The organism is Marinomonas sp. HM11-D, assembly GCF_057626615.1.
In genome coordinates this window covers 329,148-354,340 of sequence record NZ_JBMMKT010000003.1, presented here as the reverse complement: position 1 = coordinate 354,340, position 25,193 = coordinate 329,148, and the positions used below count along the sequence as shown (strand labels likewise).

Sequence of the window (25,193 nt, the reverse complement as noted above, 5' to 3'; positions counted from 1 at the left end):
ATGGATTCTCGTTACAAAGATAAAATTCGCAAGCTGTTGGCATTGGCTCAATCTGATAACGAGCATGAAGCCGAAGCGGCAAAACGCCAAGCCAAAAAGCTGATGGCGAAATATCGTGTCGATGCGGATGAGCTAGATATCATCACGACATACTCCAAGCCGATCCCGCGCAAAAACGCCAAAGAGTACGAGGTTATTTTGATCTCGGCGATTATGGATATTTCTGGCGTTTTCGCTATGCAAGGGCAAAAGCCGCGATGGGCTGGTTCACGTATTGTTTGGGAGCAGCGTGTCGAGTTTGTTGGCTTAGAGCGCGATGCTGAGTTGGCCGCTTATTCTTTTGACGTGCTTTATCAGCAAGTTGAGCAAGCGCGCAAGGATTTCCAAAATGAATACGGTGCCAATGCGGCTCAAGCGGATTTGTACTGCAAGTCTTGGATGTATTCAGCGGCTAAAAAGCTCGTGAATGTGTTTGGCACCCGTGAACGTCCAGAGTCAGTTAAAAAGCATCATGCTAAAAAGACTGAGGGCGTTGATAAGGCGAGTATGCGTAAGGCCAAAATGACCGCTTCACGCACTGACGTTGGTATCAGTGTGCTTGGCTCTCAGGATGGCAGCAAGGCCAATCTAAACATCGCAACCGCTGACCAGCGTGAGCCTCAACTGCAGTTGGGAGGTGGGTTGTGAACATCGAGAAGCTTTTAGATCGTCCTATCGCCTTTCAGCGTCCCTTTATGGAATTGGGAGCAGGTGCCTCTGGTGCCCTGTTCCTTTCTCAGGCTGTTTACTGGTCAAACCGCACTTCCAACAAAGAGAAATGGTTCTACAAAACCATTGAAGAATGGACGGAAGAAACAGGTTTATCGCGTCATGAACAGGACGGCGCACGCAAAAAACTGAAGGCAAAAGGGGTCCTTGAAATCGTTAAGAAGGGCATTCCTTGTAAAACGTATTATCGCGTTAATTTCGAGAAGTTAGCCGAAGTTCTAGGGCTTATCTCTGCAACAAACAAGAATGCCGAAATTCAGCAAACTGGAATGCCGGAAAGTAGCAAACTAGATTGCCAAGAACCAGCAAACAGTTGTGCCGAAAACCAGCAAACTATTACAGAGATTACTACAGAGATTACTACAGAGAATACAACAGAGACTACTTCAGAAGATCATTTGTCCGATTCGGTCGAGTCGAACGCAACCGCTCCAGTGGTGGTTAATCAAAAATTCGATGCCAAGGCCAAACGCGAGTTGTTAACCCAGTCGTTTGAGTTGTTCTGGAATGCGTACCAACGCAAGGACAATCGCAAGCCAGCTGAGATCAAATGGTCAAAAATCCCATTGCCAAACGATCGAGAGCAAGCGGTCGCGAAACTCCAATTCATTATCGACCAGGCGCAGCGCTGGGGTGATCTCTACGCCGCGGCACCTGCCGACCAGAAACAATACCAGCCAATGCCAACGACTTGGATTAACAACGAGCGCTGGAACGATGAACAACTGCCAACGATCCGCCAAGCCAAGCCAGAGGGCGGCGTAAATTGGAACGAAGTGTTTGATCCGGAGGGCTTCTGATGCAAAACGTAAGCGATTTATTACCGACACAGCAAAGCAATTTCCCTGTTGGCCGTCCTGTGGTCCATGAGCAACCACGCCCAGCGCAGGACGCAAACCAAGACGCTCAAGCGGCGATGGCTAAGACGATCGACAAGCTGTTTGGCACGTTGAAGGCGTTTTACACCAATTACGGCGCCTCGATGAAGTCTCAAGAGATTGAGGATCAGATTAAAACCCAGTGGGTGCGTGAGCTGATCAGAGCCAAGGTGACTGGCGATATGCTGCGCACGGGTACCACTCGCGCGAAACGCTACGCCACCGAGGATAAATACACCAAATGGCCTGTTGTCGCTGAGTTCATCATGTGGTGCTACGGCTTGCCAAGCGTTGATGAGGCCTACCGCGAGGCGGTTGATCACAGTCATGACATTGTGAACTGGAAGCCAAGTCACGCCGCCGTGTACGCCGCTGGCAAACAAGTGTCCTGGCACAAGCTACGCCGATCGGACACCAGCGCAGGCCAAAACGCCTACCGCAAGGCATACATGGAAATCGCCGCCAAGGTTGTGGCGGGCGAGCAGATCGAAGCGAATAAACCGCAATTGATTGAACAAAAGAAACTAACTGAGTCAGAGCGTGCGGAGTTGAAACAACTTGGCCGCGCGAATATCGGTGCTTTGAAAGCCATGCTGGGCAAGGGGTAGGGGATGTTTGAAAACAACATGATTCATGAGGAAGGGATTCGCGATCCCTATATCAACAATATGAAAGGTCGCAAGATGCATTGGGCTGATAGGGTTCGACTGCGTCGCCAAGGTGCCACGATTAACATCCCAACCCATAAAATGGATAGAAAGATTCGGGCGTGCTACCCGCGTGGTAAGGCGTTTTTAAAGATGGTGGATTTGCATACTGCACAGTGGTTAAGCGGTGATGGGAGAGTGAGATGGAATTAAATGAGCGATTAGTTAAGTGGCTTTTGGGTAGTGATACTGGTTTGTCATCTAGGGCGATTGTATCTCATATGACGGGTATCGAAGCAAAAGACCGATTTGGCGATCACCCAAGTGATACGGGTGATTTTGGTCGTTGCCACCGCCTTCTGAAGCTTTTCCCTGAGTTTCGTTCACGCATTTCTGAAATGGCAAGCCGATCGGAGCGATGGGCTGCTTTAGTGGCGTGTTGGGATGAGCTTGATCATTTATATGAGACGGATGAATCCGCTTGCTACAAGAAGATGAAAGCGGCGCTCGCGACGGTTAATGATGGTCGTGTTGTGGAGCTTGGTAACGGTATGAGTATTTCGTTTTAGGGGGTGATATGAGTCTGCAATTAGTGGGTGTTGATTTAGAAACGGGTGGTTTGAACGGTTACGAGACGTTGCCATCTGGTGAGCGTGTTCACGGTGCGGCGTATTACCCAATCCTTGAAATGGCGTTTGTGGTTTGCGACGAAAAGCTTAATAAAGGCTTGTCGTTTTCTGTTGGCATTTGGGATGAATCGTTTTTAGAGCGTATGGATCCATGGGCTATTGAGGCGCATGCAAAGTCGGGCTTGATCGATCAATTGCGTAATCAGTCTGGCGAGCATTTGGGTGTGTTTTCTGATGTCGAAGATGCTGAGTGTTTCATCATGGAAACGCTGATTCATTTTGGTATCAATGGTTACGATCGCAAGGCAAAAGTCGGAGCCGTGATGTTCGGTAATAGCATTGGTTTCGATGTGTCGTACATCGATGCGCAGATGCCATCGCTTAAAGAGTTCTTTCACTATCGCACGATCGATGTATCTAGCATTGATCTGCTGCGCCAAACGGCTTGGTCTGGTCTTGGCTTGCCTAAAGCAGAGAAACAATACGCTCATACTGCCATGAGCGATATCCAAGAGACGCTGGGCGAGCTGGTGGGGTATACGCTTCATTTGGAGCGCCCAAAGGCAAATGTGTTGATGAGTCGCGACAATCCGAGCGGCTGGAAGCTGGAAGACTTACTGCTAAAGATTTCGGCTGAGATCGATGTAAAAACTGGACGCCTGCGCGAGAGTTTCGCCGGTGACCTAGCTGATGAAGCCATTAAAAATAATGTGCGCATTCAGGGGCTTCTTGATGAAGCTCGTGACGTTCAGATTGACACAATGAATAGCTTTGCACGGCTTGGGCCAGATCGCGGGCCGAGCAATCCACGAATTTAATTAACCGGCTGGCTTCGGTCAGCCTTCTTTCACTGTTGGGAAATAGGGGAATGTTATGTCGTTAGAAAAGCAGTTTGATAATTTGGAGCGCCGCCCTGTGCGCACGTTTTTGGTCTGGGTGTTGGTGGGTGTGCTTGTCGTCGGTGTGGGCTCTATCGCTGTAACGGCCATGGGCTTTTTCACTGAGGCGGCAACGGTGGCTAAACAAGAGTTTGGGCCGCAGGCGATGCTTAAGAAATACGAGTGGTTTAAGAGCGCTGCGAGTGAGATCCGCAAGAAACAGGCAGATGTGTCTATGTATCAGGCCAAGATTGAGCGCATGGCGTCGATGGATGGTTTGGATCGCACGGAGCGTGAAAAGTTGATGATCTGGGAGCAGGAGCTTTTGGGCGTCAGAGCGAGCTTGAATGGTTTGGTGGCGGAGTATAACGCCCAGTCCAGCAAGTTCAATTGGTCGGCATTTGATACGAATGATCAGGTGCCTACATTCTTTGAAACTAACTAAGGGTATTTAAGATGAAAACGAAGCTCCTTTTGATGCTAGCTGTGTGTTTTTCATTGGCTGCGTGCAATGCGGAAACCGCTCAGTACAGCCAGCAAACTGACAGCGGCGTAACGCAGGCGAAGGCCGTGGTGCAAACTCAGGCGTCTGGTATGACGCTGGAACAAGAAAACATTGTCCGCAGTTACAAGGTAGATAATAAGCCTGGTGCGGTGAAGCATTTGTATGTGATCTCGCCGTACAGCGGCCAAGTACTGATCTATTCGACGGTTAAAGGCAAGGTGACATCGAGTAAGAAATCGATCAACCCGACTATGGTTTCATCAATGTACGGCCATGTTAGTAGTGAGTTCAATGGCTTCCGTGTGACCGTTCATGGCCGAGATCGCTACACGCCGCAGGTTATGCAAGAGTCCGGCACCTATGGTGATTCTGATCCGTATATTTACTGGTGGGATGTGCAAGGCCGTTATCACAAGCACTTCGTCACCGGTGGGCAGATCCTGCATATCAGCGACCAGCCTATGCCGATTAAAGATGTGGTGATCAATATGGAGCTCAGCTCCAAGTCGTAAGGTTTTACATGGCGGTGGATGCCTGCCGCCTTTCTTCACTGTTGGGATAATAGAGAGACGTTTATGCAAAAGGTAAATATTAGTTATGTTGGGTTAAGTGCGGCGGCTAGTTCGGCGTTGGTTCAGTCTGTGGTGGAGCAGTTGGCCCCAGAAGGCGTGGTGATGATTGATCGTGATGAAAACGGTGCGGATATTACGGTGCTTGATAAAGGTGAATTCTTTGTGTTGCCAGGCGGCGACACGCTAACTTTTGAAGGTGGTGTGCCGACGTTTGAATGTAATTTCACTGGGGATTTGCGAACTGACTTCGATGAGCTTGCCAGAGAGTGGGAAGGCAAAGAGATGGCAGATGCGGCGGATTTGCCGCCGCTTGATTTTCGTTCGTGGGAGAAGCGCAAAGCATCTGAAGTTTTTGATGCTGCAGTAAAAGGGCTGCATATCACAGCGCCGATTTTCTCAAGCGTTAAAGTATCTGGCGATACTTTGGTTGGCTCGCACTCTGAGACTGCCGCTATTAAGCCGCGTATTCGTGCTGGTTCGGTCGAAGAGCCAAAGAAAGACCCTCTGGAGGAAATTCGCGATCAGGTTAATGCTCTGTTAGAGCAGGTCTCTATGCTGAGTCACGTTGTCTATGGGATGTCAGAAAAGTAAGTAATCGATTTGGCTGGCTTCGGCCAGCCTGCATTGCAAAGCGTGTTCGCTGAGCGCGCTTTTCAATGCTAACCCATCATCGTCGTGAGACGAGGAGAATCACAATGCGCTGGATCAACCGTCACAAAGCTGGCTCTTTGGGCGCCCGTTCATGGGCTTTTATCAATCATCACGTTAATTACCTAATCAGTTCGTCGCAGGATGCTGGCTGGCATGGTCAGAGCAACGCGGGCAAGATCTGCGATATGTTGGAGACGGGTCAGGTGCCTGATTTCCAAGGGGGTGGTAACTCGAATGCGAAGATGATCCGAGAAGTGGAGCTTTTGACGCATTCTGATACGGGCCTTGATTATCTGTTCTCAGATCTCACTCGCACTCAAAAACTGTGTCTGTTCGCGGCGGTGCTGGCGGATGGTAACAAAGACGAGCGCGGTATTTCCGCTTCTAATGCGTCGATCGTGATGCACTTGCCAGAGTTCGCGGCCAAGTTGCGTATGAAAACACCCCATACGCCAATGAAAGAAAAGGTGTTTGCTAATCATGTGGCGGCAGGGCGATCAGCTTTCATTAAGCGCTTGGCGGTTGAGTTGGAGTCTCGCGGCGTTGCTGTGAATGACTAAGCGCATCACTGACACGTTGATAAAAGCCGAGTTATCAGCGGGTGAAAGAGTGTGGCTGTTTGACTCTCGCCGTGTGGAGTTTCGTGCTAATACGAAGCGCACCGGCGGGACGTTTTATGATGTTAGTTACCAGGGAAAGAAAAAGGTACGCACTCCGCTGGGTAAGTGGCCTGCGCTGAAGGCGTCGGATTTGTTTAAGCGTTTGAGTGAGATTCGTGCCCAGCTGCTAGCGGGTGAGCGATCGTCGGCTAAAGTCGATCGAATGCTTACTCTTGAGGAAACATTGCTTTGGTTTTCCGATCATATAGAGGCGGATAAGTCATTTTCTGAGGGCTATGTTGAGGTGGCTCAGTCTTTTATAGCCAACCACTTGTTGGATGCATTCGCGGGTGTGAAGTTGTCAGAGCTGACTAAGACGGTGGTGTATAAGCGACTTTATATGCCAAAGCAGTCGTCTATGGCGGTTTCTACTATCAAGACCATGTGGGGTGTTTTGAAGCGTGCGTGTTCGTTGGCGGGTAAGTTGGAGCTGATCGCTCATGATCCTTTGGCGGGTGTCAGCTGGCGAGACTTTACCAAGGCGAAGGAGTCGCGCCGATCTGGACGCATTAAGCCATATCAGTTGACCAAGTTGGCTGAGCATATTAATGAGTCACAGTACTGGCATCGGTTGTTCTTTATTATGCAGTTGTGCCACGCAACGCGCATCGAAGAGACTAGCCTAGTCGAATGGCGTCATATTTCACTTGATGATGCGGTTTGGTATATCCCTGCAGAAAACACGAAAACAGGGATAGAGCATCGTTTGCCGCTGGCCCCTGCAGTGGTGGATTTGTTACGTGAGGCAAAGACCAAAAGCCGCGGCCGCTTTGTGTTCTCTCAATCTGGTAAGAAACCAACTCATACATCCACGATTAGCCGCTGGTACCAGAACCTTTCCAATGCATTTGGGGAGAAGTTCACATCACACGATATGCGAAAACTTGCTCGTGATTATTGGCAAGAGATCGGCGTCGATAGCCGAGTGGCTGAGATGTTGCTTAACCATGCGCAGGGCGATTTGGAAGGAAGATATCAGAGCCGCTACGCTTGGCCGTTGATGAAAGAGGCGGTGGGGGAGTTGGCAAATCAGCTAATTAATTGCCCTTAAATCTACTTAACACCTGTTTTTGGCTGTTAAATGAAGATAACGCCATGTTTTTTCGTGCTCCAATTTCCTTATCGGATCTTGGAGCATTTTTATGGTTGAGTATTACCAGGCAAATTTAGAGCGCTTGATTGCAGAAGCGATCGCAGAGGGTGACAGTGGGCGAGCGCTGTACTATCGGGTTGTTTATGGCTGTGATGGGAGTGACGCATAAAGCTTTGTAAAAACGTCAGGCGCTAATATTGCCGTTGCAATGGCGGCAATAGCTACCAACCCTGTTATATATGGCAATAGCAGAGTTAGGTGCTCTGGGTAGTTCAGCCAGCAATTAACTCTGTTTTTGAATTCTATCCAAAGTAGTTTGATATATTGGTTTGGCTTTAAGCCTCTGCTTTTATGTCTGTAGAGCTTTATTTCTTCATTAGAAACTCCGATCAAAGTTGATTCCTGTGCATCCTCATATTCGCTTCTAGTAAATGTTACATACCGTCTGAATAAAAACTTTCTTTTGTATTCAATATCTGTGTTCGAGTAAGGCGGATATTCGTCGGCTAGCTGAGTCTCAATCATGCCTATTAGGCCAAATGACTGATGAGAGTCGGTGTCGTAGGAATATATTTTTGAGTTATCTCGTAGTTTATCAATTTCTATGAGTTCAAGGTTTTTGAAGTGTGAAAATGCATTTGAGTGATATTTCACTATCAAAATAACTAGGACTGCCAGCAAAAGCACCTTAAATCCCACTGGGTTGTTGAACTCAATCTCAAATAGGAATGTGTTTGCTTTGTGTATTGTTGCTCCCCCTAAGGCTAAAGCGATACAAACAAGAGCGGTGTAGGTGAGTAGTTTGCCTGCATGTTTTAGGTCGGAATCATTTTTAATCTTATCTATGACTTCCTGTATTTCGGTGTCTTTTGTATTCATTTGGTGTTTCCCTTCTTTTAATTTCCGTCACCATGCCGTCACCATATTGCATATAGTGTTGGCTTTAAAGTCTTTTGTGATATGGCATTGCTGCCTGTTGTGCAAGTTTCCTATTAAGATAATTGCATTCACATATCGCGCGCGCGAAGCTTGAATACCTATGAATTAGCGGTTACATTTTGTTCATGCTGTGATTTTTGTGTTCGCGGCAAACAAATCACCAGAACCCAGCCAATGTGCTGGGTTTTGTCATTTCTGGGCCTCGCTTTATGCGGGGCTTTTTCGTTTCTGGACTGGATCGCCTATATGAAATTCTTACCAGATGAACTCATTCAGATTGCTGCGTTCGTCTTGGTTGGCGTTCTGGGAGGCGCTGTGAAGTATCTCCGGCAGATTAAGCAAAAGATTAAAGATTTCTCGATTATTCAATTACTTATCACCGTTATTACTGGCGGTTTCCTTGGCATGCTTACTTATTTCTTAGGAACTGAGATGGGGATGTCTGGGCCAATGATCGGCTTTATGGCTGGTATGGCGGGTTTGATGGGTGATGAGGCTATCAGCTTTTACACGAGTAAGTTCAAGAGGTTGCCATGAGCATCAGCTTTTTGCAGTTGCGTGAGTTCGTTGTTAAGCCCGCATTAGAGCAGCTCGGCCTTTACTCATTGGCTGCTGAGCAGTTGGTGATGGGTACGATCGCTCAAGAGTCGAACGGCTCTTATTTGAAGCAGCTCGGCAAAGGTCCAGCGCTAGGCCTCATCCAGATGGAGCCAGCTACCCATAAAGATCTGTGGCTTAACTTCCTGAAGTACAAAACTGATCTGCGTGACAAGTTGCTGATGATGACCAGCGATAGCGTTGATCTGGTCTATGACCAGCATGGCTGGCCTGACCATGTGGCGTTGATTTGGAATCTGCGTTATGCGATTGCGATGTGTCGCGTTCACTATTACCGCATACCAGAAGCATTGCCGAAAGCCAATGATATCAAGGCGTTGGCTGGGTATTGGAAAGAGTTTTATAACACTGTCCACGGTGCTGGAACAGTGAGCGAGTTCATTCATAATTTCCCGTTTGAGTTGTACGGGCTTGATCGAGGTAAGTGTCTATGAAGATGATAAAAGGTTTGTTGTTCTGGGTGGTGGTGTTGGTGTTTATGCCTTCGATCGCTCTAGCCACTGAAGTGGTGGCAGAGGTTGCCACTGATGATGGCGGCTTTATTGCTGCGATCATTGCCGCTCTGCCTGCACTGGTTGAGCTAATGCCGACTTGGTTTGGTGTTGTGATTGGTGTGCTGTATGCAGTGGCTCATGCCATTGCGCTACTGCCCACGAGCATTACTGCTAACTGGCCTAGCTGGTTGAAATCATTGATTAATTTGTTGGCCGCTAACTATGGCAAGGCTAAGAACGCCGATGGCTAGCTGGCTTAAGTTCCTGCTCATTCTGATCGAGTGGGGCATTCAACTCAAAAGGCAGGATAAGCATGACAAGAAGCAAGAGCGATTGCGTCAAGCGCGTACTGATCCTGCTGGCTATATGCGTGAGCGTGGTTGGTTGCAGCGCAATCAGTCCGGTAACTCAGACAGCGCCGTGCCCAGCGATCGAACCGGTACTGATCAACACGACAGTAAGTGACGTTGCTTTCATTATCCCGATCGATGAGATGGGGCAGATCACCGCGTACATTGAAGCGCTAAGGCAGTGTGTCTATGAATGAAATCGGATTTAATATTTCTAATGATTTCAAAGGCATAGAGCGGATACTTCAAGGCCTTCAATCTGATGTGATTGATAAAGCTAAGGTGCGTGCGCTTAACCGTACTGCTGAGCGAGTGCAAACGCATATTGTTAAGCAGGTGTTGCCAAAGTATATCGATCGACCAACACGATGGACGTTAAACGCAGTGATGGTGCGCAATGCAACGCGCCGTGCGTTGGAGGCCCGCGTGCTTTTGAAAGATCGTCGACACTCATCTAAAGCGGCATCTGCTGCCGCTGACTACCTGAATCCTATGATTGAGGGTGGTGATCGTAACGAGAAGAACTTTGAGCGCAGGTTAAAGCGCATTGGTTTGATCAGGCGCGACCAGTATGCAGTGCCCGGTGGTGATGTCCGCCTTAATAAGTTTGGCAACATCCCCGCCAGCGTATCTGATCATATCTTGCGAGACTTAAAGGCGTACGCCGAGGCGGGTTACGAGCGCAACACAAAGAACCAAGCCATCAAATATTTCTTGTTACCGCGCCGACCGCATAAGCCGATCGGTGTGTACTGGCGTCAGGGCGGAAAGCTAAAGCAAGCGATCGCGTTTGTGGAGGATGCACCTAACTACGAAGCCAACCTGCCATTCTATTCCGAGGCGCAAAAGATGACGGGGAGGGTGGTAAGTGAGGAATTTCGGGAAGCTGCTCAATATTACATCGCCAGAATGGCTAAGTGACTGAAAAATAAAGGGCTTGGGTCCTTCCCAGCCCTAAACCCCATGGGGGTTATTCAGGTCCCGTGGTATTTCTAGCTATAAATTTTCCCTAGGACTTCCTTTCTTTTAAGTATCACTTTTTTGTTTTGCTTATAGCGCTTCAGCTTTGTCAGTTTTGCAGATTGGTGGTTGGTTGTTCTGTTTTGGTGGTGTTGTTGATTCGTTATCTGTGGGGCTTTCTGGTTGCCTTGCTTTCTGCTCTTGGTTTTCCGATTTCAATTCATCTTTTTGTCGTCTAACTAAGAGAGTGCATCTATGTGCAATTAATAATGTTTATCAAATAGTTAGCTTTTCTTTGTGGGTTTTAAAATGGGTAAAAAAGTCCAGAAAAAAGAGCTTGCCGAAATCCTTGGAGTCTCCGAAAAAACACTCACGACATGGCAGAAAAATGGCATGCCGATCGAGGTGGCAGGTGGTCGTGGTCAGCGTAATACCTATGACACCGAAGAGGTGATCAACTGGATGGTGACCCAGCGCGTGGCCAAAATGGGAGGTGGTCAAAGTGGGGAAGTCAGTGCGGTATTCGATGAGAAAATAGAGAACGGACGACTGAAGCACTGGCAAGCGAATGAAAAAGAGATTTCAGTACGCGAGGAAGCCAAACAGCTACTGCGTCGTGATGAGGTCGAATTCAAGCTAGGGCATCTAATTACATCTGCTAAATCTGGCTTAATGAACCTTGCTCCTCGCCTTGCTCAGCGCTTGGCATTGAGCAAAGAGCAAAAAAAAATAGTCGACGATGAGGTGCGATCGGCTCTGATTAGCATGGGGGATGGTGATGTCATTAGCGATTGATGATTCCAATTTCCTGCCAGAGATCGATTTCACCGATATAGACGAGATTTACGCAGGGCTGCAAAGCCTTTGGCTACCACCGCCAGACGTTACAGTCACTGAGTGGGCGGAAGAGCACCGCGAACTTTCACCTGAAAACTGTGCTTTGCCTGGTAAGTATCGTGTTGCGGTTACGCCATTCCTTAAAGAAATCCAAGAGGCCTGCAGCGATCCAGACATCCCGCGAGTGGTATGTCAGAAATCCGCTCAGGTGGCATGGACAGACGGCGTTATTAATAACGTGCTTGGGTACCATATCCACTTGGACCCATGCCCAGCGTTAGTGTTGTTCCCAACCGAGGACATGGCCGAGCGTTACTCGAAAGAGAAATTCTCGCCAATGATTCGCGACAGTGCGCCTCTGGCCGAACGGATCGCGATCAAATCCCGCAGTGCTGGCAACACTATATTATCTAAGCATTATCGTGGCGGTCACTTAGAGCTCGTCGGCTCAAATGCACCATCCAAGCTGGCATCGTCGCCGATCCGCTTGATCATGGTCGAAGAACCAGACCGATGTTCCCGTGACTCTGGTGGTGAAGGTAACTCGCTAAAGCTCGCATACGAACGGGGTAAAACCTTCTATAACCGCAAAATCATCCTAGGTGGCTCGCCTACTTGGAAAGGGATGAGCGAAATAGAACGGGAAATGGCTCTTAGCGATAAGCGCTATTACCACATCCCTTGTCCGTGCTGTGGCGAAATGATCACTCTCAACTGGGGCATGGTGAAATGGGAAAAGGCCGACACTGAATGGCACGAAGTATTCGAAGCCCATCTACCAGAAACGGCCAAGCTTGAATGTCCGAAATGCAAAGAGCTATTTACCAACACGCAAAAGAACGACGCACTGCAGCTTGGGAAATGGAAAGCCTCAGCACCCTTTAGCGGTGTTGCTGGGTTCTACATAAACGAGCTTTACAGCCCGTTTCCAAACGCGCGATTGCAAGACGTAGTCGAGAAATTCCTAGAAGCTGACAAACTGATGAAATCCGGTGACCATACACTGATGGTCACATGGACAAACACCTCGCTTGGCGAAACCTTCGAGATTCAAGGTGAAGGCGTGGACGGCTCTGGCATGGAAAACCGCCGTGAAGTCTACCAAGCAGATGTGCCGCACGATGGCATCATCATTACCTGTTGGTTTGATACCCAAGACGATCGCTTTGAGGGCGAGTTTGTAGCATGGGGGCCAGATGAGGAAACATGGTCGCTTGGCTATGTGCGCATCTACGGCGATCTATCCAAGCCACAAATCTGGGAAGAGTTGCGTAAACAGATGGAGCGCGAATTTGTCAGTGCAACGGGCGTGATACACAAAGCGCGATTATGCGGTATCGACTCCGGTGGTCACTACTCGACAGAGGTTCATAAATTTTGTCGACAAGATCCACTGCGCTACATACCGACATTTGGTGCGACTCTACCCAATAAGCCACTGGCAAACTTCCCGCGAACGCGAAGCAAAAAGCACGGCACATATCACACCGAAGTAAACACAACGATCGCCAAACAGGTAATTTACTCACGCTTAAGGCTCAAAGATTTTGGCCCCGGCTTCTGTCATTTCCCGTTGAAACAGGAATACGACGATCGCTATTTCCATGGCTTAACCATCGAAAAAATGGTGAAGCGCTACAAAGATGGTCAAGAGTACTTCAAGTTTGAAAACCCGCCGGGCGGACGAAACGAACCGCTCGACTGTCGAGTGGGTAACTTCGTCATGATCCGCATACTGCAACAAAACTTCGGCATGAACCTGCGATCGCTTCGCAAACTCATGGAGCAAACCAGTCCAAAAGTTGAAATGATCGAATCGCAACAGCCTGATAAAACCACAGAACAACCAGTACCAGCCGTCAAGCCTCGTAAAAAGCGTAGCTTCGGCAAAGTTGGGAAAATCCAAACATGACAGAACTAGACGAAGCGAAAGCAGAGTTGGCCGCATTGCAAAAAGCCAAATCTCAACGCCTACAAGGCACCGCGGCGCAGACCGTATCAGGGGATGGGGACAGCATCACATTTGCCAATGTCTCCATTAGTCAAATGAACATCGAAATTACACGGCTTCAGCGGCGTATTCGTATGCTGAGTGGTCGTGGTTCTCGAATCTCAATCAATCCGGTACCACGATGAACATGAATATCTTCTCCGCGATAGGCAATTTATTTCGTTCCGAGCCTGCCTACCGCGGGGCGGGTAGCGGATTCTTTAAAAACTGGCGACCAAGGAAACGCAGTGCAGATGCGGACTACTTGCCAGAGAAAGACATTTTAAACACTCGCCAGGCGGACTTAATTCGCAATAACGGCGTAGTGCGCGGCATTCGCCAAACGCAAACTGACAACATCGTCGGTGCGTTCTTGATGCCGATCCCACAACCAAACTACGTCATGCTTGGTAAAGATGCCAAGTGGGCGCGTGAATGGAGCAAGAAAACACGAGCGGCATTCAAACTTTGGTCGAACTCACTGGATTGCTCATTAGCGCGAAACCAAAACTTTCACGCCATGACACAGCTCACTTTTAAACAATGTTTTGATGGTGGGGATTCCTTTGCGGTACCACGTTGGAAAAAACAGCGTGACAACGCCTTTTGCATTCAGATCATCGACTCCGATCGTATTTGTAACCCATACGGCAAAGCCGATGATGAGTTTCTTCGTGCTGGCATTGTTAAGAACTCAGACGGTGAAGCGATCGGCTACAAAGTAGCGAGCCGCCATCCGACTGATCTCAATATGCAAACGTTGACTTGGACCGATGTGCCAGCACGTACCCCGTGGGGTCGGCGCATGATGATCCATACCTACAGCATTGAGCGACCTGAGCAGTCTCGTGGTATTGGTGCCTTGGTATCGGTGCTGTCTGAATTCAAGCTGCTAGATGATTACACTCAAGCCGAGCTTAAAGCCACGGTGAACAATGCCATGATCGCGGCATTTGTTAAGTCGGATTTGCCAGATGAGCTGATGATGCAAATCTTTCAGCCGCAGAACGATTCGCCAGAGGGCGCGACGGTCGCTAGCGAGTACTGGGACACCAAGGAAAGCACGGATTATTCGTTGTCACCTAACAGCGTCATTCCTCTTGCGGCGGGTGATGACATAACACCGTTCTTGCCGGGACGACCAAACCAAGCTTATGCCGCGTTTGTAGAGAACATCTTTCGTCAGATTGGTGTGGCTTTTAACGTCAGCTATGAACTGCTGATGAAAGACTTTAGCAAAACCAACTACTCCAGTGCGCGCGCATCATTGCTTGAGTGCTACCGCTATTTCAAAAGCCAACGCGCTTGGCTGATCTCCACATGGTGTCAGCCGGTTTACGAATTGTGGCTAGAAGAGCAAGTGAACAAAGGCGTGATTGACGCGCCGGATTTCTACGCCAACAAAGCGGCTTACTGTCAGTCCACTTGGATCAGCTCGGGGCGTGGCTGGATCGACCCAGTCAAAGAGGCCAATGCTGCCAAATTGCGAATGCAATACGGCCTATCTAGCCTCACGTTGGAATGCGCTGAACAAGGTCTCGACATCGATGAGCACCTAGATCAACTCGAAGCAGAGCGCGAAATGTTAGCGGCACGCGGTATCAAGCTGGCCGATTTATTCCCAGATCCCGAGCCAGAGGAACCAGATAATGCCCCAAATGAAGAGCAAGACGATGAAGAAGCCGCCACTGCGAATGCTGCTTGATCAAATCTTTAACCGAAACTTAGCCATCGACTCACAGTATTTTTACAGCGTCATGGGCGCACTCTACAACGAGGGGCGCATTGATTTCAGTGTGTTAGGTGTGGATGGCTTAGAGATCGAAGCCGCCGAACTATCCAGCATGGCAAGAGGCTTTAGTCGTGAGGCGCCTAAGCCATACCGAGTTCAAGACGGTGCCGCCATCATTCCGGTGCATGGCTCACTGAGTCACCGCTTTGGCTATCTTCAGCCAACCAGCGGTATGACTGGCTATGACGGCTTACGTTACAACATCGAAATGGCCGAAAGTGATCCCGACGTGAGGGGCATCATCTACGACATTAATTCGCCGGGTGGCTCAGTAGATGGACTGTTTGATCTAACGGATTGGGCTAAAGCCTATGTGACCAAACCAACCCGCGCGATCGTTGATCCGCAAGCCACGAGTGCTGCGCAGTTATTCGCCTCTATTGCGGAAATGGTCACGTTATCTCGTACCGACCGAATGGGTTCCATTGGTGCGATTACGGCCCACATGGATGTGTCCAAGATGCTAGAAGGGCGAGGCCAAAAGATCACCTTGATCACAGCGGGCTCTCGTAAAGCGGAGGGCAACGCTTATGAAGCATTGCCAGAGGCGGTGTTTAACTCGAAACGGGCAGAGCTGGAAGAGCTACGTCAGTTATTCGCACAAACCCTCGTGAATAATCGCGGGGCTGATTACAACGCACTGATGGCCACCGAAGCGGCGGTGATCAATGCAACCCAAGCAGTTGAGCTAAAGCTCGCTGACAAAATCATGTCGCCAGCAGAATCGCTAGCGGAATTCATTGATCAAATTAACCAAACCTCAGGAGTCGCAGTTATGCCTCAATCAACCAATCAAGCCGCCGCACTGGAATCACAAGGGCCACAACTGAATGAAGCCCAGATTCGCACAGAAGCGACGAATGCCGAGCGTGCTCGCATCAAAGACATCATCATGTCAGCGGAAAGTGAAGGCCGAATCAACATGGCACATCACATTGCGTTTAGCACAGATATGAACGCCGATGCCGCAATCGCCATGTTAGGCATGGCACCTAAAGCCTCAGCAACGCTGGAAGAAACCACGCCGAAAGCGCACACAGACTTTGCAACAGTGATGCAGGGCTATGACCCCGATGTTCCGGCAACGACCGAAGGTGTCGATGCCAATGCTCAAACAGCACCTAAGTCGAAAAACCCGCTGATTGCGGATCACCAATCCATGCACGCCTAAGCTCTGGCTGCGCACTTACTCAACTCAATTAAGGGAAAGTTACCATGCCAGAATATGGTTACGCGTCATCCACTGACGTATCAGAAAATTACGTGCCGTTTATCACGGGTGAAAAGCAACAGATCACCGACACGGTGACCATCGCCAGTGGCAACACGATTGCTCAATACACGGTGCTTGGCCGCATTGACGCTTCGGGAAAATACATTCCATGTGTCAAAACAGCGACAGACGGCTCACAGGTGCCGCGCCGTATTGCCATCTATGCGGTGGATGCTTCTGCAGCAGATGCGCTGGGTCCAGTTTACTGTGAAGTAGAGTGCAACCCTGATGAGCTCGTGATTGATGATTCTTGGGGTGCTCCTGAAGAAATGAAAGAGCTATTGGCTGACCAAGGTATCTACCTGCGCCGCCCGATGTAACAGCAAGTCAGTTAGAAATTAACCTTTAAGTTTATAAGGCGCCTACGGGCGCTTTTTTTGTGGAGAAAACACAATGCCTCAACCAGTTAACGATCGTTACGAGCTTGCCCAGTACATCGAACAGCAAGCCGTAATGCCAACTTTCTACCTTAATCGCTTTGCGCCGACAGTGATCGAAAGCGAAGACGAATACGTCTTGGTTGAAATGAAATTCGCCGGTAAAGAAGTGGCACCTCTGGTCATGCCAATGGAGCAAGGCCAAGTCATTTACGAACGCCAAACGTCGACTAAGCAGTTGACGCCGGGCTACACCAAGATGAAAGACATCGTCACGCCAAAGAATGCCATGCGTCGCAGCGTGGGTGAAAAAGTGCGTGATCAAGTCACACCCATGCAGCGCCTTAATGCGGCAACCATTGAACAGTTTAAAACACACGATCAGCGCCTAACGCGCCTTTGTGAAATGATGGCGGCGCACGGTTTTGCTGACGGTAAACTAACGCTGAACTACAAAGATGGCCGCCAAGCCTTAGTGGATTTTGGTCGTGCCGCGGCATTGACAGTTGTTCTGGACAACTCGGCAGGCAACGAGTACTGGAGCGATGCAAACGCCAAAATCGTGGATCAGATCGACATCCAGCTGAAACGTATGTCTGATGCGGAAGGCGGTGTGGCGGCAACGGATATGGTGATGCCATTGGATGTTTGGCAACACTTTAAAAACAACGCCCAAGTGAAAGACTCTCTCGACACGGATTTTGCTGGTCAGTCTGGCGAGCTTGATCGTGGTGCCACCATGCCGGAAGGCATTGTGTTCAAAGGCAAATTAGGTAACAACCTGTCTGTGTGGGTGGATACTCGAACGGTGTCTGTTAAAGGTGTTCAAACGCCACTGCAGAAAGCTAAGAAAGTCACTTTCTTATCTGATGCGGTGGAAGGTGCTCAACACTTCGGTGCCATTCTGGATGTTGAAGCCATGATGGCCATGCGTATGTTCTCTAAGAACTGGGATGAAAAAGACCCATCAGTGCGCATCGCATTGTCGCAGTCGGCCCCGCTGGTTGCACCTGGCAATCCAAACGCCACATCAAGCATGACGGTTTTGGCGTAAGTCTAGCGTCCTAATCAAAATCACTAAAAGCGGTACCGGTTAACACTGGCGCCGCTTTTTTATTGGGGAAAACACCATGGCACCACGCACCAAGAAAGCGGAAGAACAAGAACAGGAGACGACCGATGCGAAGTCACAACCTGATCAAGCGATCGAAGCGCAAGACGAAACGGCACTAGATCAAGCGGCTGAACCGCCGGAAGAATACGACGCTCTGGCCAATGCAGCAGACGAACTAGACGAAGCGGACGAATCTGACGAATCGGACGAAGCGGACGAACCAGACGAAGCGGGCGAACCAGACGAATCAAGTCTAACGCTGGTGGCGATCAATACGATCGGAAACCACAAGCCAGGCTCGCTCTTTGAAGCCAAAGACAAAGCCGCCTTTGATCGTTTTGTGTCACTGGGTGCAGCCAAGCCGGTTCCTAAAAAGTGAATGCGGTAGATCGTTTTAGAGTGATGGCCACTCACATGGGAGAGGAGGCCATTCACGAAGACGCCCCAGATACTCCCATTCAGGTGCGCTTTAAAACCGATTTCTTGGATGGCGTGGATTTCGTCGGCGAGGGCAATGTTTTAACCGTTGCTGACGTCGATATCCCCGCTGATCCAATTGGCTCACAGATCATCATTGCTGGTGAAACCTACTACATCCGCCAAAAAGTAGGCGGTAAAGCAGGCGTCACTAAGTACCAAGTAGAGAAGACTGCCTAATGCACAAGATTGAAACCATCCTAGAGGCAATTGAATCCAAGCTATCAGCAGACCTAGCGCCCACGCTTGTTGAGCGCTCGCCTGTCTACAAGTCGGATAAAACGCGCGTACTGATCCGCCAAGGCACTGAAACCACAGAAAGCGAGGCCGTTTTTACGGATGCCTCATTTGAGCTGATTGTTGGCCAGATCGTGCTTGCCCCATCTAGTGATCTGGAATCAAAAGCTAATGAGCAACGTGCACTCATCCACAAAGCGCTGATGTCATTGCATGGCCAAGTGCCAGGCATGATTGAGATCAGCACTCAGCGAGTCGATGACGCCAACATCAACAGCGAAGCGCCGGCGCTGAGTCGTGATCTTATCTACCTCGTCCGTTACCGCTACAACACTCAGGACCCAAGTCTATGACCAAAAAAGCTAAACAGCCGCCAACTATGACGCATAAGCCTCGTAAAGGCGGCACCGTCACCAAGCCAAAACCAACCACAACCACTCAAAGCGAGGCCGTAGTCGATGAAACTAGTAAAGCGTAGCGTGATCGCCTTCGGTATCGAAGGCGTGCAAGGCGTGGAAGAAACATTGTCTGCAGCGACTCACGCAAAGCTCGTTGAGGACTTGAAGTGGGCGCCTGCCAATGAGCGTATGGCCGAGCGCAACCCGACCCGTGCCACCTTCGGTCAGATGAAAAAGATCTATGCGGGTCACTTGATTGAAGTGACGTTTACCATGGAGATCAAAGGCTCTGGCGTAGCAGGTATGGTGCCAGAAATCGGCGCTTGCTTAATGGCTTGTGGTTTCTCTGAATCCGTTGTGATTGATACATCGGTAGAGTACATGCCTGCCACAACTGATCAGAAGTCAGCGACGATCTACTTTTGGGAAGATGGTGACCTAATCAAACTGGTTGGCTGTATGGGCAAAGTGACCTTTGACTTCAGTACCGGTGCGATTGGTAAAGCCTCATTCACCTTTACGGGTCACCAGAGCGGCAATATCTCCGCTGACCCGATGCCAACGCCAACTTACAGCTCTATGGTACCAGTGCCATTGATCGGTGTTGCCTTCTCACTGGGTGGTGCTGTGGATGTATCCAAATTGACGATCGATACAGGCAACGAAGTCGCCACGCCAGACAGCATGTCCAGTGCCAATGGCTATGGCTCAATTTACATCAGCGATCGTAACGTCACGGGTGCCATTGACCCACTAGCACAGACGGCGGATGCCAAAGACTATCTGATCGACTGGAAAGCAGGCACAGAGTCAGCTCTGACAACGGGCGATATCGGCACCGTGGCAGGCAATATTTACAGCGTAAGTATGCCGAAGGTCTACAACTCAGCCGCCCCGAAAGCCGGTGATCGTAACGGCCAAGTTAGCCGCGATCTAACCATCCATGCATTGCCAACTACGGGTGATGACGAATTCAGTATTTTGTTTAAGTAGGTGACCAATGGTTGCAATCAATCCCGATAGCAAGCTGGTGCCAACGTGGTACCAGTCTCAAATCGATAGCACACTAGAGTGGCAGTTAAAGCCGCTCTCTGGCTTTGAGTTTATGCAAGTGCAGTCAGGTGCACGCCTTAATGAAGAAGGTCATCTTATTTACAGTGGCCAAGCTCAGCGTGACGCGCTTCGCTTTGCGGTGCGTGGCTGGCGTGGTGTGGTCACGCCAAGTGGTGAAGAGCTTGAATACAGCTTTCATTTACTCGAGCACTTACCCATGCAGAGCCTTAATGAAGTGTTCCGTGAAGTTATGGACCGAGCCATGTTGCGCGAGTACGAACAAAAAAACTCATCATCGCAGTCGCGGTCTACAGTAACGCAGAACAATTCAACTGCGACACCTGTATCTGGGGGCGACACTGCGACCGAAGCAAGCCCGCCCCCATCAAGCAATGGGTAATTGATGGCGTTATCGAATCCGATATCTGCCTCAAGCCCATGATCAATGAGCCATCAAACGAACTGATCGGCCTCTACCAGCATTTCAAGAAAAATCGCTACCCGCTCAGTGGCGGTCTACTCGACCAACCGCATGGGTTTATTCGCGCGATGAACGTCATCGAAGAGGCACTGCAAAGCAATGACAGAAACACGCCATGAGTTTGTCCTAACGGCAAGCGACCGCACCCGCGCGGCTTTTAACTCCGTGACTTCATCACTGGGGCAGTTACGCCAAACAGCGTTAACGGCAACGGGAGTGATCTCGACCGCTTTAGGTGGTGTGGGTGTTGTGGCGTTTACTTCAGAAATGGCAGAGATGGGAGAGTCTTCTCTATTAGCAGCAGACCGACTTAATACGACTACCGAAGTCATCACTGCATTGCAATATGCCGCCAGCAAGTTTGGTGTCGATGGCGAGAGCATGAACGCGATCCTGCAGGATATGTCGGTTCGTGTTCAAGAGTTTGCACAGATTGGCACAGGTGAGGCGGCTGACTTTTTTGAAACGCTAAGCCTAGATGCCAAAGACTTTGCCGACCTTGCCCCTGATCAGCTCCTATACCGAGTGGCCCAAGAGCTAGAAGGGGTCAGCGATGCAAGTGCCCGGGTGTACTTGGACCAGTTGGGCGGCGATAACCTTGTTTCCTTGTTGCCGGCTCTGCGTGGCAATGCAGAGGGCCTGCGCGAGTTACAGCAAGAGGCTGTCGATACTAACAAGGTGCTCTCTCAAGTGGATGCGGTTCGACTTGGCAACATCGCCAACGAGATCAACATCATGCAAAACGCTAGCCGCACACTGTCTATGCAGTTGGCGGCAGAGTTTGAGCCCACTGTAAGAGCCATCAGTCAACGCTTTAACACCTTTGCCAGTGATGGCAATGCGGTATCAAACATGCTGGATGGCATGGCCACAGCGGGCACGCTAGTGGGTTCTGTGTACATGGGCCGTGTCGTGAGCTCGCTCGTTGCATCGACTCAGGCCAAATACGCCGACATGATCGCTTCTCGTCAGAATGCCGCGGCAACCCTAGCAGAAGCTGAAGCAGGTCTTGCGAATGCACAGCAAAAGCTCACCACAGAGCGTGCTGCCTATGAAGCGTCGATCGCTGAAAAGCGCCGTGAAGCCGCCGCCAGTGAACAGGCTAGCGCAGCGTCCCTGGCGAGCGCCCGAGCAGCTCAGACAGCAGCACAACAAAAGCTCGCAGCGGCAGAACAAGAAATGCAGTTTTCATTGCTGCAAAGCCAAAACAAACAGCGCTCAGAAGCCAACCTGAAAAAGGCCAAAGACGATCTCACGGCCGCAACCGCGAGAACATCGAAAGCCGAGGAAGCTTACGAAGCCGCTGTGCGCCGAAACGGTGCCGCGATTCAGTCCGCTACGGATAACACCAAAGCACTGGATCGAGCCAAAAAGAACGTAGAGACATCAACCAAAAGCCTAACCCGTGCTCAGACGCTGTATAACACCACCGTGCGAGCTGGCACCATTGCTACTCGTGGATTGGGTGCTGCAATGAGCTTTCTGGGTGGCCCGATCGGTTTGCTTACCATGGGTATCTCAACGATAGCCATGCTAAATATGACCTCTGGCCAAGCAGCCAGTGGTTTTAATGCCCTGACGGCTAGCAACGAAGAGCTAAGCGAATCCTTTAAATCATCAAGCGCAACAGACCTTGAGGAAATGCTTAAGTCTGTACGTGGTGAGTTAGTGGCTACTGGCTCAGCCATAGATGACTTAGAAAATCGCCCTGACATGAGTGATCCGATAGCCATGTCTCGTGGTTTTGATCATATGGCAAAGAAACAGCTTGAGTTTTACTCAGGAAAACAGAGTGGATTGGCAGAAAAAGAAGCCATTCTTCTTGCCGAAATAGAGCGACGTAAAACCGTTGAGGCTACTCAGCAAGCAACGATCCGAAAGAGTATCGTTACTCAGGAGATGCTTTCTAATCTTGAAGTGATTAGGCAGGGCTCTTTATCTTTGGCTGAAGCTCGCGACGCGGCGCATCGCAAGAATCTTGATGTCATTAAGGATGCTCTCAAAGCTGAGAAAATCTCTGAAGATGAAGCAAAACAATTAAGAAAATCCGAGTTTGAAAGATATGAATTAGCAAAGAACGCTGCATTATATTCCGCTCTTCAAAAACGGCAGTCGATGTTTTCAAGTCAGTTCACTAAAGAGGAGCAACTTAGAGTTGAGCACGAACAGCGTATTTTGCAGTTCATGCAAGACACTGGAGTGACTGATCGCTTCGATAAAAGCGTTATGAGTTTTGCTTCTCAGTCTTTCGCTGAAAAGGAGCGGGCCTTTAAAGAGTATAAAGACAATATTCTTGGGCAATATAAAGATCTTGGTCGTTCTGCACTAGAAATTGAAGAAAGGCGACTGGTTGATGAGTTAGTCCAGTTACGCAAATATCAGGCAGAGGGCGTTATCTCTCAGTCAGAATACGCAACAATTTCAACAAAGATAACCGAGGACTCAGAGAAGAAGCAGTCTGAGATAAAAAAGGCCGAATTAGCGGCAAGGATTCAATCGCAACGTGATTTTGCCAATATCTTTGTTGGTATGGCTCAAAGTGAAAACGAGACGCTAGCAGCAATAGGTAAAGCGGCTGCAATTTATAACATCGGTCTGGACACGTATGAAGGTGCAATGGCTGCTTATAATGCTATGGCTGGTATACCTTATGTTGGTCCTGCATTGGGTGTGGCCGCTGCGGGTGCCGTAGTTGCTTTTGGTGCTGAGCAGATTGCAGGGGTAAATAGCCAGTCATACCACACAGGTGGTATCGCCGGGTATGACTCGGATAACTTCTCGCAACAGCTAGCGCAAAACGAAGTGCCAACCGTGCTTTTGCGTGGCGAGGAAGTGTTAACAGAGAGTGATCCAAGGCATCGGAACAATCTGACATTGTCGCGTGGCTCTGAGGAATCTGGGGTTAATGCAAGTGGCGATGTTCACTATCACATATCAGTTAGTGATGTGACGGTGCAGGTTGCAGAAACGAACAGCACGCCACAGCAGATTGCTCAAGAGATCAGCCAAAACATTGGTTCTATGGTATTAGGAGTGATCAGTACTCGACAAGGCCAACGCGCAGTTTACTCTGCTGTCGGGCTGGAAGCTGGTCGAAACGCAGGGAAGATCAAGGGTGTTTCTTAGAAATGATCTCGAAAATAACGAGCTTGTTTGATCCATCTCTTCTGGCAGTCAAGGTCATCAAGCCTAGGATGAGCGGGTGGATCGACTAGATCAAGGATGCATAAATTGCTTGGATCTTTACCAATGCAGTAGATCAAAAAAGTATCGGATGTACGATGCATTCTCCAATCTGTGGAGTTTACGTTATCAGACGTGGCTATATGGAGGTGCCAGATATGCTCTCTTACGACATCATCAGGTCTTTCGCTGGGCTTGTCTTTGCCAAAACAAGGTGGTTTGATTTTGGTAGTTTTGTAGCGCTTGAGCTCTTTCGCAAGGTGAATAAAATACGCCTTAGCTTCTCTTTGCTCTTCGGGAGTGAGGTTTGGGTTCGATAAAAGATCAGGATGGATCTTAACAGAAACATCCATCTATATTGAAACCCAAGAGTCCTTGTCGTATTCACGATCTTCTTTGTAGAACTCGCCAGCTGACTTAGAAGCAGAGCGAACAAGTCGAGCATCGAAGGCAACGGTATCTGCGTGCTCACGATGGGGGCCGCGTACAAAAGTATGTCGCGCTGTGGGTCTATGCTTCGCAGTGATTCGCGTTTTTCTGGATAGCGTAGCAGTAGTCATAAAATCACCATTAGTATTGCGTTAGTGAGTTTTTAGTATTGCATTAACTCGAGTAGGGCGCAAATCTACCAGAAGGTTAAATTGTGTTCAATTGAAACAATGTGCAAGCAGTAAAGATTGATATTTGCAATCTCGCTTTTCCTGATCTACTATCCGCTTTGAGGCGTCAGAACCTCTTGTAAGCGGATGAGCAACCAACCCCGTCAGCGTTGGCTTTTTTATGCCCAAAATTTATGGGCAGCACTCCTGTTATGTCGGGAGGGCAGTAGTCATACAACACCTTCGGGGAAAGCTACTCGCGGTTTCTTACAGCCGTTCTGAACCTCCTGACACCCAATCAGCTATTGGGCAAATTCAGAAAAATGTAAGGGGATCAAGATGATCACTAAAGGTAAGACACCGACCCTTAACAAGCGTTTTCGCTTGTCCGCTTCACACCTTGGAGCAAACGCCCCAGAATCCAACTGGGATGTACCTCACACCGATAATTACCGCCTAGCTTGTGCCAATGGCCGCAAGCTTGCCGCGTGTTACCTACTGCAAATTCAAGCCGATCCCAGCTTAGCAGGGACGGGATTGCTTGGGCATATCGCAGGTGATATCGACTTTCAAGACCAAACGCCCACCAAAGGACACTGGGTAGGCTTCTTTAGCTACCTTGAAGAGCAACTGAGCAAAGCTACATCATTCTGTGATGTTTACCTAGACCTAGCGCAAGCCCAACAGCAATGGGACGAAATCGCCGCGCGTCGTGATCGAATCGAAAAACTGGAGGAGTAA

Annotated in this window: 34 protein-coding genes; 31 read left to right on the top strand and 3 right to left on the bottom strand. The window is 49.4% G+C overall.

Going from position 1 to position 25,193, the window contains the following annotated elements; all coding sequences use genetic code 11:
- The 11 genes from ACOSVP_RS06215 to ACOSVP_RS06165 all read left to right on the top strand — a co-directional run bounded on the left by ACOSVP_RS06215 (position 1) and on the right by ACOSVP_RS06165 (position 7,238).
- Positions 1–687 (top strand): DUF2786 domain-containing protein, encoded by a 687-nt coding sequence (locus ACOSVP_RS06215; protein ID WP_487346742.1) that lies wholly within the window; start codon positions 1–3, stop codon positions 685–687.
- Positions 684–1,568 (top strand): hypothetical protein, encoded by an 885-nt coding sequence (locus tag ACOSVP_RS06210; protein WP_487346623.1) that lies wholly within the window; start codon positions 684–686, stop codon positions 1,566–1,568. The genes ACOSVP_RS06215 and ACOSVP_RS06210 overlap by 4 nt, the downstream gene beginning before the upstream one ends.
- The gene (locus tag ACOSVP_RS06205) at positions 1,568–2,254 is read left to right on the top strand and encodes a replication protein P (RefSeq protein ID WP_487346622.1); all 687 of its coding nucleotides are present in this window, start codon (positions 1,568–1,570) and stop codon (positions 2,252–2,254) included. The genes ACOSVP_RS06210 and ACOSVP_RS06205 overlap by 1 nt, the downstream gene beginning before the upstream one ends.
- 3 nt (positions 2,255–2,257) lie before the next feature.
- Positions 2,258–2,506 carry a hypothetical protein gene (locus tag ACOSVP_RS06200; RefSeq protein WP_487346621.1) on the top strand — a complete coding sequence of 83 codons (249 nt, stop codon included), beginning with the start codon at positions 2,258–2,260 and terminating at the stop codon, positions 2,504–2,506.
- Positions 2,497–2,862, top strand: a complete 366-nt coding sequence (locus tag ACOSVP_RS06195) for a hypothetical protein (protein WP_487346620.1) — start codon at positions 2,497–2,499, stop codon at positions 2,860–2,862. The genes ACOSVP_RS06200 and ACOSVP_RS06195 overlap by 10 nt, the downstream gene beginning before the upstream one ends.
- Positions 2,863–2,870: 8 nt before the next feature.
- A complete protein-coding gene (orn, locus tag ACOSVP_RS06190; protein ID WP_487346619.1) occupies positions 2,871–3,740 on the top strand; it encodes an oligoribonuclease in 870 nt (289 codons plus the stop codon).
- A 55-nt stretch (positions 3,741–3,795) separates the two neighbouring features.
- Entirely contained in the window at positions 3,796–4,245 is a 450-nt protein-coding gene (locus ACOSVP_RS06185; RefSeq protein ID WP_487346618.1) for a hypothetical protein, read from the top strand.
- An 11-nt stretch (positions 4,246–4,256) separates the two neighbouring features.
- Positions 4,257–4,817, top strand: a complete 561-nt coding sequence (locus ACOSVP_RS06180) for a PepSY domain-containing protein (protein ID WP_487346617.1) — start codon at positions 4,257–4,259, stop codon at positions 4,815–4,817.
- Between the two features lie 63 nt (positions 4,818–4,880).
- Positions 4,881–5,468 carry a hypothetical protein gene (locus ACOSVP_RS06175; protein ID WP_487346616.1) on the top strand — a complete coding sequence of 196 codons (588 nt, stop codon included), beginning with the start codon at positions 4,881–4,883 and terminating at the stop codon, positions 5,466–5,468.
- A gap of 104 nt (positions 5,469–5,572) precedes the next feature.
- Positions 5,573–6,088: a hypothetical protein gene (locus ACOSVP_RS06170; protein ID WP_487346615.1), complete on the top strand. Its 516-nt coding sequence runs from the start codon at positions 5,573–5,575 to the stop codon at positions 6,086–6,088.
- Positions 6,081–7,238: a tyrosine-type recombinase/integrase gene (locus ACOSVP_RS06165; RefSeq protein WP_487346614.1), complete on the top strand. Its 1,158-nt coding sequence runs from the start codon at positions 6,081–6,083 to the stop codon at positions 7,236–7,238. Before ACOSVP_RS06170 ends, ACOSVP_RS06165 begins: the two co-directional genes overlap by 8 nt.
- Positions 7,239–7,421: 183 nt before the next feature.
- Here the strand turns inward: ACOSVP_RS06165 and ACOSVP_RS06160 are convergent, their stop codons facing one another.
- Positions 7,422–8,159 carry a hypothetical protein gene (locus ACOSVP_RS06160; protein ID WP_487346613.1) on the bottom strand — a complete coding sequence of 246 codons (738 nt, stop codon included), beginning with the start codon at positions 8,157–8,159 and terminating at the stop codon, positions 7,422–7,424.
- Between the two features lie 306 nt (positions 8,160–8,465).
- Between ACOSVP_RS06160 and ACOSVP_RS06155 the strand changes: the two genes are divergently transcribed.
- The 19 genes from ACOSVP_RS06155 to ACOSVP_RS06065 all read left to right on the top strand — a co-directional run bounded on the left by ACOSVP_RS06155 (position 8,466) and on the right by ACOSVP_RS06065 (position 23,796).
- Positions 8,466–8,756 carry a phage holin family protein gene (locus tag ACOSVP_RS06155; protein WP_487346612.1) on the top strand — a complete coding sequence of 97 codons (291 nt, stop codon included), beginning with the start codon at positions 8,466–8,468 and terminating at the stop codon, positions 8,754–8,756.
- The gene (locus tag ACOSVP_RS06150; protein WP_487346611.1) at positions 8,753–9,271 is read left to right on the top strand and encodes a hypothetical protein; all 519 of its coding nucleotides are present in this window, start codon (positions 8,753–8,755) and stop codon (positions 9,269–9,271) included. Before ACOSVP_RS06155 ends, ACOSVP_RS06150 begins: the two co-directional genes overlap by 4 nt.
- Positions 9,268–9,582: a hypothetical protein gene (locus tag ACOSVP_RS06145; RefSeq protein WP_487346610.1), complete on the top strand. Its 315-nt coding sequence runs from the start codon at positions 9,268–9,270 to the stop codon at positions 9,580–9,582. Before ACOSVP_RS06150 ends, ACOSVP_RS06145 begins: the two co-directional genes overlap by 4 nt.
- Complete coding sequence (locus tag ACOSVP_RS06140; RefSeq protein WP_487346609.1) at positions 9,575–9,796, top strand: hypothetical protein; 222 nt, start codon at positions 9,575–9,577, stop codon at positions 9,794–9,796. The genes ACOSVP_RS06145 and ACOSVP_RS06140 overlap by 8 nt, the downstream gene beginning before the upstream one ends.
- 74 nt (positions 9,797–9,870) lie before the next feature.
- The gene (locus tag ACOSVP_RS06135; protein WP_487346608.1) at positions 9,871–10,602 is read left to right on the top strand and encodes a hypothetical protein; all 732 of its coding nucleotides are present in this window, start codon (positions 9,871–9,873) and stop codon (positions 10,600–10,602) included.
- A gap of 348 nt (positions 10,603–10,950) precedes the next feature.
- A complete protein-coding gene (locus tag ACOSVP_RS06130; RefSeq protein WP_487346607.1) occupies positions 10,951–11,436 on the top strand; it encodes a DUF1441 family protein in 486 nt (161 codons plus the stop codon).
- Positions 11,420–13,390, top strand: a complete 1,971-nt coding sequence (locus tag ACOSVP_RS06125) for a phage terminase large subunit family protein (protein ID WP_487346606.1) — start codon at positions 11,420–11,422, stop codon at positions 13,388–13,390. Before ACOSVP_RS06130 ends, ACOSVP_RS06125 begins: the two co-directional genes overlap by 17 nt.
- Positions 13,387–13,614: a gpW family head-tail joining protein gene (gpW, locus tag ACOSVP_RS06120; RefSeq protein WP_487346605.1), complete on the top strand. Its 228-nt coding sequence runs from the start codon at positions 13,387–13,389 to the stop codon at positions 13,612–13,614. Before ACOSVP_RS06125 ends, gpW begins: the two co-directional genes overlap by 4 nt.
- A complete protein-coding gene (locus ACOSVP_RS06115; protein WP_487346604.1) occupies positions 13,611–15,173 on the top strand; it encodes a phage portal protein in 1,563 nt (520 codons plus the stop codon). Before gpW ends, ACOSVP_RS06115 begins: the two co-directional genes overlap by 4 nt.
- The gene (locus ACOSVP_RS06110; protein ID WP_487346603.1) at positions 15,142–16,431 is read left to right on the top strand and encodes a S49 family peptidase; all 1,290 of its coding nucleotides are present in this window, start codon (positions 15,142–15,144) and stop codon (positions 16,429–16,431) included. The genes ACOSVP_RS06115 and ACOSVP_RS06110 overlap by 32 nt, the downstream gene beginning before the upstream one ends.
- Positions 16,432–16,475: 44 nt before the next feature.
- Complete coding sequence (locus ACOSVP_RS06105) at positions 16,476–16,853, top strand: head decoration protein (RefSeq protein WP_487346602.1); 378 nt, start codon at positions 16,476–16,478, stop codon at positions 16,851–16,853.
- 73 nt (positions 16,854–16,926) lie between these two features.
- Positions 16,927–17,964, top strand: coding sequence for a major capsid protein (locus tag ACOSVP_RS06100; protein WP_487346601.1), 1,038 nt, complete (start codon positions 16,927–16,929; stop codon positions 17,962–17,964).
- A gap of 76 nt (positions 17,965–18,040) precedes the next feature.
- Entirely contained in the window at positions 18,041–18,403 is a 363-nt protein-coding gene (locus tag ACOSVP_RS06095) for a hypothetical protein (protein ID WP_487346600.1), read from the top strand.
- Positions 18,400–18,681, top strand: coding sequence for a head-tail joining protein (locus tag ACOSVP_RS06090; protein ID WP_487346599.1), 282 nt, complete (start codon positions 18,400–18,402; stop codon positions 18,679–18,681). Before ACOSVP_RS06095 ends, ACOSVP_RS06090 begins: the two co-directional genes overlap by 4 nt.
- Entirely contained in the window at positions 18,681–19,091 is a 411-nt protein-coding gene (locus ACOSVP_RS06085; RefSeq protein ID WP_487346598.1) for a hypothetical protein, read from the top strand. The genes ACOSVP_RS06090 and ACOSVP_RS06085 overlap by 1 nt, the downstream gene beginning before the upstream one ends.
- Complete coding sequence (locus ACOSVP_RS06080; RefSeq protein WP_487346597.1) at positions 19,088–19,216, top strand: hypothetical protein; 129 nt, start codon at positions 19,088–19,090, stop codon at positions 19,214–19,216. Before ACOSVP_RS06085 ends, ACOSVP_RS06080 begins: the two co-directional genes overlap by 4 nt.
- The gene (locus ACOSVP_RS06075; protein ID WP_487346596.1) at positions 19,197–20,129 is read left to right on the top strand and encodes a phage tail tube protein; all 933 of its coding nucleotides are present in this window, start codon (positions 19,197–19,199) and stop codon (positions 20,127–20,129) included. Before ACOSVP_RS06080 ends, ACOSVP_RS06075 begins: the two co-directional genes overlap by 20 nt.
- 7 nt (positions 20,130–20,136) lie before the next feature.
- Positions 20,137–20,589 carry a hypothetical protein gene (locus ACOSVP_RS06070; RefSeq protein WP_487346595.1) on the top strand — a complete coding sequence of 151 codons (453 nt, stop codon included), beginning with the start codon at positions 20,137–20,139 and terminating at the stop codon, positions 20,587–20,589.
- A gap of 180 nt (positions 20,590–20,769) precedes the next feature.
- Positions 20,770–23,796, top strand: a complete 3,027-nt coding sequence (locus ACOSVP_RS06065) for a hypothetical protein (protein WP_487346594.1) — start codon at positions 20,770–20,772, stop codon at positions 23,794–23,796.
- Here ACOSVP_RS06065 and ACOSVP_RS06060 read toward each other — a convergent pair.
- The gene (locus ACOSVP_RS06060; protein ID WP_487346593.1) at positions 23,793–24,206 is read right to left on the bottom strand and encodes a type II toxin-antitoxin system YafO family toxin; all 414 of its coding nucleotides are present in this window, start codon (positions 24,204–24,206) and stop codon (positions 23,793–23,795) included. The two genes, ACOSVP_RS06065 and ACOSVP_RS06060, sit on opposite strands and share 4 nt — an antisense overlap.
- Positions 24,207–24,413 carry a hypothetical protein gene (locus ACOSVP_RS06055; RefSeq protein ID WP_487346592.1) on the bottom strand — a complete coding sequence of 69 codons (207 nt, stop codon included), beginning with the start codon at positions 24,411–24,413 and terminating at the stop codon, positions 24,207–24,209.
- A gap of 378 nt (positions 24,414–24,791) precedes the next feature.
- Here ACOSVP_RS06055 and ACOSVP_RS06050 point away from each other — a divergent pair, with 378 nt between their 5' ends.
- Entirely contained in the window at positions 24,792–25,193 is a 402-nt protein-coding gene (locus ACOSVP_RS06050; protein WP_487346591.1) for a hypothetical protein, read from the top strand.

Bases quoted from the DNA above. Each gene is read 5' to 3' on its own strand.
- ACOSVP_RS06215 (WP_487346742.1), top strand. From the start codon at position 1: ATGGATTCTCGTTACAAAGATAAAATTCGCAAGCTGTTGGCATTGGCT.
- ACOSVP_RS06205 (WP_487346622.1), top strand. From the start codon at position 1,568: ATGCAAAACGTAAGCGATTTATTACCGACACAGCAAAGCAATTTCCCT.
- ACOSVP_RS06200 (WP_487346621.1), top strand. From the start codon at position 2,258: ATGTTTGAAAACAACATGATTCATGAGGAAGGGATTCGCGATCCCTAT.
- ACOSVP_RS06195 (WP_487346620.1), top strand. From the start codon at position 2,497: ATGGAATTAAATGAGCGATTAGTTAAGTGGCTTTTGGGTAGTGATACT.
- orn (WP_487346619.1), top strand. From the start codon at position 2,871: ATGAGTCTGCAATTAGTGGGTGTTGATTTAGAAACGGGTGGTTTGAAC.
- ACOSVP_RS06185 (WP_487346618.1), top strand. From the start codon at position 3,796: ATGTCGTTAGAAAAGCAGTTTGATAATTTGGAGCGCCGCCCTGTGCGC.
- ACOSVP_RS06180 (WP_487346617.1), top strand. From the start codon at position 4,257: ATGAAAACGAAGCTCCTTTTGATGCTAGCTGTGTGTTTTTCATTGGCT.
- ACOSVP_RS06175 (WP_487346616.1), top strand. From the start codon at position 4,881: ATGCAAAAGGTAAATATTAGTTATGTTGGGTTAAGTGCGGCGGCTAGT.
- ACOSVP_RS06170 (WP_487346615.1), top strand. From the start codon at position 5,573: ATGCGCTGGATCAACCGTCACAAAGCTGGCTCTTTGGGCGCCCGTTCA.
- ACOSVP_RS06165 (WP_487346614.1), top strand. From the start codon at position 6,081: ATGACTAAGCGCATCACTGACACGTTGATAAAAGCCGAGTTATCAGCG.
- ACOSVP_RS06160 (WP_487346613.1), bottom strand. From the start codon at position 8,159: ATGAATACAAAAGACACCGAAATACAGGAAGTCATAGATAAGATTAAA.
- ACOSVP_RS06155 (WP_487346612.1), top strand. From the start codon at position 8,466: ATGAAATTCTTACCAGATGAACTCATTCAGATTGCTGCGTTCGTCTTG.
- ACOSVP_RS06150 (WP_487346611.1), top strand. From the start codon at position 8,753: ATGAGCATCAGCTTTTTGCAGTTGCGTGAGTTCGTTGTTAAGCCCGCA.
- ACOSVP_RS06145 (WP_487346610.1), top strand. From the start codon at position 9,268: ATGAAGATGATAAAAGGTTTGTTGTTCTGGGTGGTGGTGTTGGTGTTT.
- ACOSVP_RS06140 (WP_487346609.1), top strand. From the start codon at position 9,575: ATGGCTAGCTGGCTTAAGTTCCTGCTCATTCTGATCGAGTGGGGCATT.
- ACOSVP_RS06135 (WP_487346608.1), top strand. From the start codon at position 9,871: ATGAATGAAATCGGATTTAATATTTCTAATGATTTCAAAGGCATAGAG.
- ACOSVP_RS06130 (WP_487346607.1), top strand. From the start codon at position 10,951: ATGGGTAAAAAAGTCCAGAAAAAAGAGCTTGCCGAAATCCTTGGAGTC.
- ACOSVP_RS06125 (WP_487346606.1), top strand. From the start codon at position 11,420: ATGTCATTAGCGATTGATGATTCCAATTTCCTGCCAGAGATCGATTTC.
- gpW (WP_487346605.1), top strand. From the start codon at position 13,387: ATGACAGAACTAGACGAAGCGAAAGCAGAGTTGGCCGCATTGCAAAAA.
- ACOSVP_RS06115 (WP_487346604.1), top strand. From the start codon at position 13,611: ATGAACATGAATATCTTCTCCGCGATAGGCAATTTATTTCGTTCCGAG.
- ACOSVP_RS06110 (WP_487346603.1), top strand. From the start codon at position 15,142: ATGAAGAAGCCGCCACTGCGAATGCTGCTTGATCAAATCTTTAACCGA.
- ACOSVP_RS06105 (WP_487346602.1), top strand. From the start codon at position 16,476: ATGCCAGAATATGGTTACGCGTCATCCACTGACGTATCAGAAAATTAC.
- ACOSVP_RS06100 (WP_487346601.1), top strand. From the start codon at position 16,927: ATGCCTCAACCAGTTAACGATCGTTACGAGCTTGCCCAGTACATCGAA.
- ACOSVP_RS06095 (WP_487346600.1), top strand. From the start codon at position 18,041: ATGGCACCACGCACCAAGAAAGCGGAAGAACAAGAACAGGAGACGACC.
- ACOSVP_RS06085 (WP_487346598.1), top strand. From the start codon at position 18,681: ATGCACAAGATTGAAACCATCCTAGAGGCAATTGAATCCAAGCTATCA.
- ACOSVP_RS06080 (WP_487346597.1), top strand. From the start codon at position 19,088: ATGACCAAAAAAGCTAAACAGCCGCCAACTATGACGCATAAGCCTCGT.
- ACOSVP_RS06075 (WP_487346596.1), top strand. From the start codon at position 19,197: ATGAAACTAGTAAAGCGTAGCGTGATCGCCTTCGGTATCGAAGGCGTG.
- ACOSVP_RS06070 (WP_487346595.1), top strand. From the start codon at position 20,137: ATGGTTGCAATCAATCCCGATAGCAAGCTGGTGCCAACGTGGTACCAG.
- ACOSVP_RS06065 (WP_487346594.1), top strand. From the start codon at position 20,770: ATGACAGAAACACGCCATGAGTTTGTCCTAACGGCAAGCGACCGCACC.
- ACOSVP_RS06060 (WP_487346593.1), bottom strand. From the start codon at position 24,206: ATGGATGTTTCTGTTAAGATCCATCCTGATCTTTTATCGAACCCAAAC.
- ACOSVP_RS06055 (WP_487346592.1), bottom strand. From the start codon at position 24,413: ATGACTACTGCTACGCTATCCAGAAAAACGCGAATCACTGCGAAGCAT.
- ACOSVP_RS06050 (WP_487346591.1), top strand. From the start codon at position 24,792: ATGATCACTAAAGGTAAGACACCGACCCTTAACAAGCGTTTTCGCTTG.